The 12,167-nt window shown below is 45.7% G+C and carries 11 protein-coding genes and 2 tRNA genes; all 13 read left to right on the top strand.

Annotated elements, in window-relative coordinates; all coding sequences use genetic code 11:
• Positions 1-13: 13 nt before the first annotated feature.
• Positions 14-520 carry a CinA family protein gene (locus BM293_RS07455; protein WP_093448100.1) on the top strand — a complete coding sequence of 169 codons (507 nt, stop codon included), beginning with the start codon at positions 14-16 and terminating at the stop codon, positions 518-520.
• Between the two features lie 142 nt (positions 521-662).
• Positions 663-1,706, top strand: a complete 1,044-nt coding sequence (recA, locus tag BM293_RS07450; RefSeq protein WP_093448099.1) for a recombinase RecA — start codon at positions 663-665, stop codon at positions 1,704-1,706.
• Positions 1,690-2,193, top strand: coding sequence for a regulatory protein RecX (locus BM293_RS07445; protein WP_093448097.1), 504 nt, complete (start codon positions 1,690-1,692; stop codon positions 2,191-2,193). The genes recA and BM293_RS07445 overlap by 17 nt, the downstream gene beginning before the upstream one ends.
• Before the next feature lie 40 nt (positions 2,194-2,233).
• Complete coding sequence (gene alaS / locus BM293_RS07440; protein WP_093448095.1) at positions 2,234-4,831, top strand: alanine--tRNA ligase; 2,598 nt, start codon at positions 2,234-2,236, stop codon at positions 4,829-4,831.
• Positions 4,832-4,880: 49 nt separating this feature from the next.
• Positions 4,881-6,098, top strand: coding sequence for an aspartate kinase (locus BM293_RS07435; RefSeq protein WP_093448094.1), 1,218 nt, complete (start codon positions 4,881-4,883; stop codon positions 6,096-6,098).
• A gap of 72 nt (positions 6,099-6,170) precedes the next feature.
• Positions 6,171-6,263 (top strand) — tRNA-Ser (locus BM293_RS07430).
• A 75-nt stretch (positions 6,264-6,338) separates the two neighbouring features.
• Positions 6,339-6,415: transfer RNA gene (locus BM293_RS07425), tRNA-Arg, on the top strand.
• Positions 6,416-6,595: 180 nt separating this feature from the next.
• Positions 6,596-7,333 carry a flagellar basal body rod protein FlgF gene (locus BM293_RS07420; protein ID WP_234968961.1) on the top strand — a complete coding sequence of 246 codons (738 nt, stop codon included), beginning with the start codon at positions 6,596-6,598 and terminating at the stop codon, positions 7,331-7,333.
• Positions 7,334-7,366: 33 nt separating this feature from the next.
• Complete coding sequence (gene flgG / locus BM293_RS07415; RefSeq protein ID WP_093448091.1) at positions 7,367-8,155, top strand: flagellar basal-body rod protein FlgG; 789 nt, start codon at positions 7,367-7,369, stop codon at positions 8,153-8,155.
• Positions 8,156-8,165: 10 nt separating this feature from the next.
• On the top strand, positions 8,166-8,873 hold the full coding sequence (locus BM293_RS07410) for a flagellar basal body L-ring protein FlgH (RefSeq protein ID WP_093448089.1): 708 nt from the start codon (positions 8,166-8,168) through the stop codon (positions 8,871-8,873).
• A 31-nt stretch (positions 8,874-8,904) separates the two neighbouring features.
• Entirely contained in the window at positions 8,905-10,026 is a 1,122-nt protein-coding gene (locus BM293_RS07405) for a flagellar basal body P-ring protein FlgI (protein ID WP_200770616.1), read from the top strand.
• Between the two features lie 25 nt (positions 10,027-10,051).
• Positions 10,052-10,405 (top strand): rod-binding protein, encoded by a 354-nt coding sequence (locus tag BM293_RS07400; RefSeq protein WP_093448088.1) that lies wholly within the window; start codon positions 10,052-10,054, stop codon positions 10,403-10,405.
• A 2-nt stretch (positions 10,406-10,407) separates the two neighbouring features.
• Positions 10,408-12,165 (top strand): flagellar hook-associated protein FlgK, encoded by a 1,758-nt coding sequence (flgK, locus tag BM293_RS07395; RefSeq protein WP_093448086.1) that lies wholly within the window; start codon positions 10,408-10,410, stop codon positions 12,163-12,165.
• Positions 12,166-12,167 lie beyond the last annotated feature (2 nt).

The following is a 12,167-nucleotide window of genomic DNA, read 5'->3' as shown; positions in this document are numbered from 1 at the left end:
TTTAGTAGGTGATATGAGTATTGAAGAAAATATAGCAATGGCGGTGATATCGCTTGCTAACAAAATGTTAGATCAGCAGGCCTGCTTAGCGACAGCAGAATCCTGTACTGGCGGTATGATTGCACAAGTTGTAACTGATTTACCGGGCAGCTCAAAGTGGTTTGATCGGGGCTGGGTCACCTATAGCAATGAGGCTAAGCAAGATTTATTGGGCGTTTCATCAGAGGTATTTGTTGCGGAAGGTGCGGTCAGTCAAGCCTGCGTAGAGCAGATGGTTCGAGGTGCACTGGCCAACTCAAAAGCACACTACGCCATTGCATGTAGTGGTATTGCGGGGCCTGGAGGAGGGTCAATTGATAAACCTGTTGGCACGGTATGGCTTGCTTGGGCGCAACGGGTTGAATCTGAGCTAATTTGTTCAAGCAGGATGTATCATTTTGAGGGTAGCCGTCAGTTGATTCGTCAGCAAACAACCTTGGTCGGGCTTGAAGGGTTGCTACAACTTTTTAATTATAAGTAAAAACACTTACCTTTACTATTCACCTTTGTTAAAATTGATTTAAATGGTTGCAATACTGTGGGATAATCTTTGCCATTTCACGCATCTAAATTTATTCAATATACGCATTAAAATTGATGCCCCGCTAATTAAGGAAAACGCTATGGATGATAATAAGCAGAAAGCCCTCGCAGCGGCATTAGGTCAAATTGAAAAGCAGTTCGGTAAAGGCTCTATTATGCGCATGGGTGATTCAACGGCACCGCGCGATATTGAAGCCATTTCAACAGGTTCGTTAGGTCTAGACATTGCATTGGGTATTGCTGGTCTACCCAAAGGACGAATTATTGAAATTTATGGCCCAGAGTCATCCGGTAAAACGACGCTAACCTTGCATGCTATTGCAGAAGCGCAGAAAAAAGGCGGCGTAGCTGCATTCGTTGATGCTGAGCATGCACTTGATCCCAGCTATGCACAAAAGCTGGGTGTCGATGTGGATAACCTACTGGTTTCACAACCAGATACCGGTGAGCAGGCGCTAGAAATTGCCGATATGCTAGTGCGTTCAGGAGGTGTGGATATTGTCGTTATTGATTCGGTTGCTGCACTGACGCCAAAAGCAGAAATTGAAGGTGATATGGGTGATTCACACATGGGCTTACAGGCACGACTCATGTCTCAAGTTTTGCGTAAACTCACCGCCAATATCAAGCGTACCAATACTTTGGTTATCTTTATCAACCAAATTCGGATGAAAATTGGTGTGATGTTTGGTAGCCCAGAAACGACAACGGGTGGTAACGCACTCAAGTTTTATTCTTCAGTTCGTTTAGATATTCGTCGAATTGGTGCGATTAAGAAGGGCGATGAGATTTTGGGTAATGAAACCCGTGTGAAGGTTGTCAAAAACAAAGTCGCTCCGCCGTTTAAGCAGGTTGAGTTTGATATTCTATATGGTGAAGGTATTTCTCGCGAAGGTGAAATTATTGACTTGGGCGTAAAAGAAGGCCTCATTGACAAAGCGGGGTCTTGGTACAGCTATAATGGTGAAAAAATCGGTCAAGGTAAAGACAATGTTCGACAATACCTAAAAGATAATCCAGCTATATCGGAAACACTTCAAACTGAATTGAAAGCGCGCTTGCTGGTCAAGCCTGAGAAGGATAAGCCTGTTGCAGAGTTTTCATTAGATGAGGTGGCCGATTAAGCCGTTTTATAGCCAGGGGGCGACGCCAGATTGTAATATTCAAACAATTGTGTCACGTGCACAGAGTTTGTTAGCGAGGCGAGAACATGCTCGCAAAGAGTTAGCTCACAAACTCCAATATAAGTTTTCTCATTGTGAGCAGCTTGAAACTTTGCTGTCACAAGCATTAGACTATTGCGAATCCCAAAACTGGTTATCGGACCAGCGCTATCTAGAGAGTTATCTGCGCATGGCACAAGCAAAAGGGCAGGGCGAATTAAAATGTCGCCAGGCCCTTTTGCAATCTTGCGATCGGGTTGATTTGATTGATGAGGCATTGCGCGATTATGCGCAGTTATCAAAAACGGTGGCAAAGCAAGCCTTAGTAAAAAAATTCGGCGATACCTGCCGACCAAGTGATCGCAAAGAGTTTGCGCGACGATTACGGTTTCTACAAGCTCGAGGTTTCTCGGTGACACAGTGTTATCAGGCGTTTGATCCTGATTAACATGTATTTATTTATTTGACATAATTAGGTTTTTTAAAACATGACCAGTGCAGAAATTAGACAAGCATTTATTGATTACTTTGCCGAGCAAGGGCATCATCCAGTGCATTCCAGCCCCGTTGTGCCGGGTAACGATCCTACTCTACTATTCACTAATGCAGGCATGGTTCAGTTTAAAGAAACTTTTTTAGGGCAAGAATCACGTGACTATTCTCGTGCTGTCAGTGTGCAACGCTGTATTCGTGCCGGTGGAAAGCATAACGATCTAGAAAACGTAGGCTATACAGCGCGTCATCATACCTTTTTTGAAATGTTGGGTAACTTTAGTTTTGGTGATTATTCCAAGCCTGAAGCGATCAGGTTTGCGTGGGCATTTTTGACTGAGCGATTGGGTTTGCCCGCTGAAAAACTATGGGTCACAGTGTTCGAAGAAGATGACGAGGCGGCGGATATTTGGCTCAAAGAACTTGGTGTGAGTTCAGCACGTTTTTCACGTTGTGGTGCGAAAGATAATTTTTGGTCAATGGGGGATACCGGTCCTTGCGGTCCTTGTAGTGAGATTTTTTATGATCATGGTGAGGATATTCCAGGTGGACCGCCCGGTTCGCCAGATGAAGATGGCGATCGCTATATTGAAATCTGGAACCTAGTATTCATGCAATTTGATCGCTCAGCCGATGGCACCTTAACGCCCCTACCCAAACCTTCAGTCGATACCGGTATGGGCTTGGAACGTTTAGCCGCGGTCTTGCAGGGTGTGCACAACAATTATGATATTGACCTGTTCAAAACCCTGGTCAAGGCTGCAGCACAATTAACTGGGCAGACTGATACCTCATTGAGTTCGTTGCGGGTCATTGCCGATCATATTCGTTCTTGTGCGTTCATTATTACTGATGGTGTTTTGCCATCAAATGAAGGGCGTGGCTATGTGCTGCGACGCATTATCCGTCGGGCGATTCGTCACGGCTATAAGCTAGGTCAAACACAACCGTTTTTCCATCAGCTTGTTGCGCCATTAGTGGCTGAAATGGGTGACGCCTATCCAGAACTTGCCGCCAAGGCCGCAGAAGTGACACGTGCGCTTAAATTAGAAGAAGAACGTTTTGCGGAAACCCTTGAAAATGGAATGGCACATTTAGAGCAAGCTATTGTCGGTTTAGCCGGAGCCACGAAGATTGATGGTGAAACGATTTTTAAACTTTATGATACCTATGGTTTCCCCGTTGATTTGACCGCTGATATTGCGCGTGAGCGCGGTTTAACCCTTGATGAAGCTGGGTTTGAGCAAGCCATGCAAGCTCAGCGCGAGCGCGCTCGCGCTGCTAATAGTTTTAGTGGCAACCAAGCGGTGCGCATTGATTGTCAAGCGGTGACTGAATTTGTGGGTTATGCGCATGATCAGGCGCATGCCAAGGTCGTGGCTTTATTTGTGGATGGTGAAGCGGTGCATCAGCTTGATGAAGGTCAAGCAGGCCTGGTGGTCTTAGATAAGACGCCCTTTTATGCTGAATCGGGTGGTCAGGTCGGCGATGTAGGCTTTATTGGCACTCATATGGCCAGCTTCCACGTTGATGAAGTTAAAAAACAAGGTAATACATTTTTGCACCTCGGCAAGATGACGGCGGGTCAGATTATTGTTGATCAAGAGGTTGATGCACAGATTGATGTGGTCGCGCGGCGTGATTCTGAACGTAATCATTCGGCAACACATTTGCTACATTCAGCACTGCGCCAAATTCTAGGCGATCATGTCGGTCAAAAAGGCTCATTGGTTGCGCCTAATCGTTTACGTTTTGACTTTAGTCATTTTGAACCTATCTCAGCTGAGCAGTTGCAAAAAATTGAACGTTTAGTCAATGAAAATATTATGCTCAATCACCCAGTGGGTATCCAGCATATGGATATCGATGCAGCCAAGCAAATGGGCGCGATGGCCTTGTTTGGTGAAAAATATGGCGATGTCGTGCGCGTAGTTGATATGGGTGAGTTTTCCATTGAACTATGTGGTGGTACCCACGTGCACTCTACAGGTCAAATTGGGCCGTTCAAGATTTTATCTGAGGGCGGGGTAGCCTCTGGTGTGCGCCGTATTGAAGCGATAACCGGTCACGGTGCTTGGGAGGTGTTTTATCAACAAGAAGCGACGTTACTCCAAGCAGCAGAATTGGTCAAAGCAGACAAAGCTCACTTGCTTGATAAGGTAGCAGGCCTGGTGACCCAAACTAAAGAACTTGAAAAGCAGTGCCAGCAGATGCAGGCCGAGATGGCCGCTTCACAAGGTGATCAACTCGCGGAGCAGGTTCAGCAATTAGGTAACGTAAATCTATTGGCAGCCGAATTACCCGGTGCGGACATGAATTTGTTGCGGGAAAACTTGGATCGTTTAAAAGATAAACTGGCTCCCGCGGTGATTCTATTAGCTTCTGTGCAGGGAGATAAGGTTAACCTGGTGGCGGGGGTGAGTAAAGCAGAAACCAGTCGGTTTAAAGCCGGCGAATTGGTGAATTTTGTGGCTCAGCAGGTGGGCGGTAAAGGTGGTGGTCGTCCAGATATGGCGCAAGCTGGCGGTAAAGACCCTGCTGGCCTGCCTGGAGCACTAGAGTCAGTAATAGATTGGGTTCAAGAGCGTGTCTAATCTTTAAAAACTTAAGTTAATATAGAACGAAAAAAAGGCAAAAAATCACATGGCACTTATTGTCCAAAAATATGGCGGAACGTCAGTGGGTTCATTAGAACGCATTCAAAATGTGGCGAAAAAGGTAGCAAAGTTCGTAGATGAGGGTCATCAACTAGTTGTGGTTTTATCAGCTATGTCAGGTGAAACTAATCGTTTGGTTGAAATGGCTAAAACGATGCAGGCTCAACCCTCTAAGCGAGAAATGGATATGTTGCTGACTACAGGCGAGCAAGTCACTATTTCATTATTGAGTATGGCATTGCAGCAGAGTGGTCACGATGCAATCTCTTATACGGGTTGGCAAGTGCCGATTCAAACTGATGAAGTACATACTAAAGCCCGTATTGACAGTATTAATGCGGCTAAGATACGTCAGCAATTAGATCAAAATAAAGTCGTGGTGGTCGCTGGTTTCCAAGGTGTGACTGCGAATGGCGATATTTCAACCCTAGGTCGTGGTGGGTCGGATACCACCGCTGTCGCCTTAGCGGCGGCGTTAAAAGCAGATGAGTGTCAAATCTATACCGATGTGGACGGTGTCTACACGACAGATCCGCGCCTAGTACCAGAGGCGCGTCGCTTAGATACGATTACGTTTGACGAAATGTTGGAAATGGCCAGTTTAGGCGCCAAAGTCTTGCAGATTCGCTCGGTAGAGTTTGCAAGTAAATACCAAGTGCCACTTCGTGTTCTTTCGTCTTTAAAGGACGGTGGCGGTACCTTGATAACTTCTGAGGAAAATACTATGGAAAAACCCCTTATTTCAGGGATTGCGTTTAATCGTGATGAATCAAAACTACAAGTGTTGGGTGTGCCTGATAAACCGGGTGTAGCCTATCAGATATTAGGCCCGATAGCCGATGCTAATATTGAAATAGATATGATTATTCAAAACCAAGGCCAAGATGGTACAACTGATTTTACCTTTACAGTACCGCGCGGTGATCGTGCTCAAGCGCAAGATATTTTGAGTGCGGTTGCCAAAGACTTGGGTGCGCGTGAAGTGGTTTACGATGATGCGATTGCGAAGGTATCGATGGTAGGGGTAGGGATGCGTTCACATGTTGGTATTGCTAGCCGTATGTTCCAAGTGTTGGCTGATGACAATATTAATATCCAAATGATTGCCACGACCGAAATCAAAATCTCTGTTGTCGTGCATGAAGATCAACTAGAAAAAGCGGTCAAAAGCTTGCACCAGAAATTTGAGTTGGACAAGGCATAAAAACCTAGCCCAAAATCAGATTTTGGGCTTTACTTCGTTGCGTTTTATCTGTAGTATACGCGACTTGAATGTGGAGACGTGGCCGAGAGGCTGAAGGCGCTCCCCTGCTAAGGGAGTATAGGGTTTGTAGCTCTATCGAGGGTTCGAATCCCTCCGTCTCCGCCATTCATTTTAAGCTTTAAAAAATGCAAAAATTAGATTGACACTTGTTACAAGTTCTCTATAATACGCAACCACAACGCGCCTGTAGCTCAGCTGGATAGAGTACTCGGCTACGAACCGAGCGGTCAGGAGTTCGAATCTCTTCAGGCGCGCCATATCTTAACCCTAAGTAATTAATTTACTTGGGGTTTTTTGTTTCCTGAGCTTCATTCCTATACTCGATTTCTAGAATCACCTCACAGACATGTCTCTCGCCTATTGCCTTTTGGCATAGCACTTGCTTAAACCTGTTATTAATTGCTTGATTGTAACCAAGGACAAGTGCTGTGGATCGAATGTTATTTATCGCCATGAGTGGTGCCAAAGAAACGGCTTTTTCACAGGCCAATAACGCTAATAACCTAGCCAATGCCAATACGGATGGGTTTATGCAGGACTTTAATCAGTTTCGGGCCCAATTGCTAAAAGGGCCAGGTTGGGATAGCCGCACTTATGCGATGGATGAGCGACCCGCAACAGACTTTACCCCAGGTGCGATTAAGGTGACGGGTCGATCGCTTGATGTAGCGACAAATGGCGATGGTTTTTTTGCCATGCTTGATCGTAATGATCAGGAAGCTTACGTGCGATCGGCTAGTTTACAGGTGACAGAAGCAGGTCTGCTGGTTGATGTGAAAGGGCAACCTATTTTGAATGCGGCTGGCGGACAAATTGCATTACCCCCCTATGATGATGTTGCTATTGGCAGTGATGGCACAATTTCTTTAATTCCCGCGGGTGCGGGTGCAAATGAGTGGGTTGTTATTGACCAGCTGCGCTTGGTGAATCCGCCGTTTGATCAGTTAATGAAAGATGAGCAAGGCTCGGTAAGATTAGTTGAAGGTGCACCCTTGCCAGAGCAAGCAAATGTACCCATGGTTAACGGCGCATTACAAACCAGTAACGTGAATACAGTGCAGGCACTAACAACAATGATTGAGCTTAGCCGTAAATACGAGATGCAGGTCAAGATGATGAAAACGGCCAGTGATTTGGCCTCTACATCTAATCAAATTTTATCAATTCGTGGATAGTCTCAATCACGATTTGTTTAGCAGGAGTGTGTTATGAGAGCGTTATATGTGGCAAAAACCGGCTTAGAGGCGCAGCAGTTTCGATTAGCGGCCATCTCAAATAACTTAGCCAACGCAAATACCACCGGCTACAAAGCGGGGCGTGCTGAATTTGATGATCTACTTTATCAAAGTGTTCGTGCACCGGGTGCACAGGGTACGCAGGATGAAATAAATACACTGCCTTCTGGGTTGCAGCTTGGCGTCGGGGTGAAAGCCGTTGGGGTACAGAAAATTCATACCCAAGGCAACTTGATCATAACCGACAATCAATTAGATTTGGCGCTTGATGGTAAAGGGTTCTTTCGTGTTTTAGATCCTGACGGGAATATCATGTATACGCGAGATGGTTCATTCCAGGTTAATCAAAATGGCGACGTCGTGACCTCTTCTGGCTATTTGCTAGAGCCTAATATCCAAATTCCTGAAAATGCGCTCGATGTGATGGTTACGCGTGATGGTACGGTATTTGCCAAGGAACCCGGCAATCCAGCACCTATCAACCTTGGTCAAATAGAGATCGCAACGTTTATTAACCCTGCGGGTTTAGAAGCTATTGGTCAGAACATGTTTTATGAAACGATTGCCAGTGGCGCCCCTTTAGTTAATAACCCAACGGTGGATGATGCGGCGGCCGTTATTCAAGGCGCACTTGAGGCATCAAATGTCAATACAGTTGAAGAATTGATTGGCATGATTGAGGCGCAGCGTACCTATGAAATGAATGCTAAAGCGATCACTGCGGCTGATGGCATGATGCAATACTTAAATAACACCGTTTAAGGAGTAGGTGATGAGGTCAATACATAAAACGATTGCAGCAGGCCTGCTATTAGGTGGTGTTGCAGTCTTATCAGGGTGTTCTACTACGCCAGAGCGTCTTGAAGATTTTAATTATGAACCTGCCTACCCTGCCAACATGGGCCAAGTGCCTGCACCGGTTAATGGTTCTTTGTATAGCTCTGCGAATGCGGTGACTTTTTTTAATGATGCCCGAGCACATCGAGTGGGCGACATTATAACGATCGAATTGGTTGAAAAGTTCAATGCAAATCGCCGTGATCAAGCCAATTTTAATCGTAATAACAATATGGATTTAGGTGTGTCGACGCCACTAAATGTGTTAGGTCGTTCGGCAAACGAAATTTATGATGGGCTGGGCACAGGAGGCGTCGGTTTTGGATCAAGCTCGAATTTTTCAGGTAATGCGAATGCCCAGCAAGACTCAACGGTTTCAGGGTCTGTGGCGGTTACTGTAGTAGAAGTGATCCCCAATGGGAATTTAGTTGTACGTGGCGAGAAGTGGATTACGGTAGGGAGTAGTGAAGAAGTCATTCGCTTTGGTGGTATCGTGCGACCACAAGACATTAGCCCAGATAATACGATCGAATCAACCAAGGTTGCGGATGTTCGTTTGATTTACCGTGACACAGGTGTGGCGGGGAATACGACAAGACCCGGTCCCGTGACGCGGTTTTTAACAAAGTTCTGGCCGCTTTAATCATCGTCATCAAATCTCTAGGTGAGTCATTATGCAAAATTTAATTAACAAACAGCAAGCCACATTCGGACTTATCGCAATGGTGGTTATCCTATTTTGGAGTAGCTGGGTAGAAGCACAATCCCGTATAAAAGATGTGGCAAATGTTGCCGGTGTGCGAGAAAACCAACTTATTGGCTATGGCTTAGTGGTGGGTTTAAATGGCTCGGGTGACAATACTCCTTTTGCCGAACAAAGTTTAATTAGTATGCTCAATCAGTTTGGCATTAATGTGCCGCCGGGTGTAAGGACGAATGCTAAAAATGTTGCGGCTGTTGCTGTGCATGCCAGCTTACCCGCCTTTGCCAAGCCAGGCCAAACGATTGATGTCACTGTTTCTTCATTGGGTAATGCGAAAAGTCTTCAGGGCGGTACCTTGTTAATGACACCACTTAAAGGGGTGGATAATCAGGTGTATGCATTAGCGCAAGGGAATTTAGTCGTGGGTGGCTTGGATGCGTCGGGTCGTGATGGCTCTAGCGTTACAATTAATGTCCCGAGTGTGGGGCGTATTCCTAATGGTGCTCTAGTCGAGCGTGAAGTACACAGTGACTTTACGACCGGTACAACCATCAGACTCAATTTACATCGAGCGGATTTTACCACGGCAACCAATGTGACCAATGCGATCAATGATATGTTGGGGGCGGGAACGGCTCAAGCGCTGGATGCGGAATCAATTGAGGTCATGGCGCCGCGTATTCCAGATCAACGTGTCGCGTTTATGTCGATTTTAGAAAATATAGAAGTCGCAATGGGTGATAGTGCGGCACGGATTATTGTTAACTCACGGACTGGCACCGTTGTTATTGGTCAAACGGTGCGAGTAAGCCCAGCAGCGGTAAGTCATGGTGGCTTGGTGGTTAGAATTGAAGAATCACTTGAAGCTAGTCAGCCAAACCCGCTAGCGGATGGGCAAGCTATGTTGGTACCTGGTTCGGAAGTAGATATTGAAGAACGTGGCTCTCGGATGTTTAAGTTTGATTCGGGTATCACATTAGACGAGCTGGTTGAAGCCGTTAACAGAGTGGGTGCCGCCCCTAGTGATCTGGTGGCCATTTTAGAGGCGCTGAAGCAAGCTGGCGCACTTCGTGCTGAACTAATGATAATTTAATGGCCTGATCGAATGGAGATGTAAGATGAGCTTAGTGAGCATGGATCATCAAAATGTTATGAATCTGCAAGGATTTGGTGACCTGCGTCGGCAAGCACGTGAAGATCAGCAAAGCGCATTGCGTCCAGTCGCTGAACAATTTGAAGCCATGATGCTTCAGCAGATTTTAAAGACAGCACATCAAACGCGTTTTGATGATGGATGGTTAGAGGGATCTGACTATGACACCTATAAAGATTTGTATCATAGTCAATTGTCTCAGCATTTAGCGGCTCAAGGTTCTGTCGGTTTGGCCGATCTTATAGTAGAACAGTTAGCACCTACTTTGCCAACGGCAACAACGGATGCTTACTTAAACCAGCGTTTGGATAGGATTTGATTATGGCTGATATGCTGACTATTGCGACCACCGCGACTAATGCCTTTAACCGTTCGTTACAGGTTACAAGTCATAATATTGCTAACGTGAATACGGAAGGCTATAGTCGTCAGCGTGCTGAGTTGAGTGCTTTAAACTTCGGTAATGCCGGCGGCTATGGTGGCTCGGGTGTTGAAGCTAGTCGCATTGAACGCATTATGAGTGATTTTGTAAATAAGCAACTCCAGTCAGCGCAGTCGAGTGTAACGGGCTTTGAAACCCGTTTGTCTATTGCCAAGCAAGTTGAAGGAGCCGTGTCTTCAGTAGACCAGGGTGTCGAGAATTTTTTATTAAACTATTTTGACTCGTGGCAAGATCTTGCCACGAATCCACAATCTAATATCGCTAAAGATGATGTATTAAATCAAGCGAGCAATCTCGTTGCAGCAATGAATGCGACACAGCAGTTGCTGTCACAAACCGAGCGTCAAATTAATGAACAAATTGGCGGTGTCGTCAATTCCATAAATAGTCAATTAGCCGATATAGAACAGATTAACTCGGCAATTTCCAAAGCAGGTAATAACTCGCAACAGCCTTTTGATCTGTTGGATAAACGTGATAAGGCGGTCAATGACCTTGGCAAATTGCTGGGTATCACTGTAACGCTTAAGCCTGATGGGCAGGTAGAAATTTACTCTGAAAATAATCGGGTACCCCTGTTAGCCGACAATAAGGTTTTCCCGTTGGAAATAGGTAAAGGCGTTTATCCTGGTCTTGATAGAGCAGAATTGATGAGTCGTCAGTCGGGTACGGAGATCCAAATTACCCACCTACTCGAAGGCAGCGGTGAACTTGGGGGTTTGTTAGAGGCAAGAACCAATCTTATTGACAAAACCTATGATCAGCTGGGTGTGATGCTAAATGGTTTTGTGGCGTCTCAGAATACGCAAAATAATCAAGGTTGGACAAGTAATGATGAACTGGGTGGTAATATTTTTACGCCGCTTGAAGTGGAAGCGAGAGCGAATGTCAATAATACGAGCCCACTTGGAACCAGCAATGTTACAGTTAGCTTTAATGCGGCAGATATGTTGGTTTCGGGTAATACTGTAGCTGATGCCGACGCAAAACTCGCAAATGATATGCAGGAAGTGGGTGCATTACGCGCGGCCAGTTATGAAATAAGTTTTGATGGTACGGACTATCGTGTTACCAATCTGAGTACAAAAGAATTTGCCGAATTTAGTGTGTCAGATGACATTGAGTTTGAAGGTTTGCTATTTGAGCCTGATGGTTTAGCACCAGGGGATCGTTTCCAGGTGTCGCCACACCGTGCAATGGTAGAGTCTTTTAGACTAGAAGCAAGCGAACCGAGCGACCTTGCTACCCGTGGACAGCGTCCTGATATGCTTGCAGCAACTGATGTGCTGGCACCTGCGGCGTCGGGTGATAATACCAACGCTGCCAGGTTTGCCGCTTTACAGTCTAAAAGTCTATTATTTGATAGAGGTAGTGGGGCGACTGCGACTATTGCTGAAGGTTTTGCTCAAGTTTCAACTGATGTTGGCCGTTATATTAATCGTACTGAGTCGCAGCTAATGTCTGCGCAAACAGGATATAACTACTTATTTGAGCAGCGCGAAAGTATTGCAGGCGTCAATCTGGATGAGGAAGCCGCCAATTTGATTCGCTTTCAGCAGGCCTATCAGGCCGCTGCTCAAGTCATTCAAACCTCGCAATCAATGTTTCAAACACTGCTTGGTGCTGTAAGAAACTAAAT

Source organism: Thiomicrospira sp. ALE5, from assembly GCF_900112445.1.
Lineage (GTDB): Bacteria > Pseudomonadota > Gammaproteobacteria > Thiomicrospirales > Thiomicrospiraceae > Thiomicrospira.
This window is presented reverse-complemented; position numbering and strand designations above follow the sequence as displayed.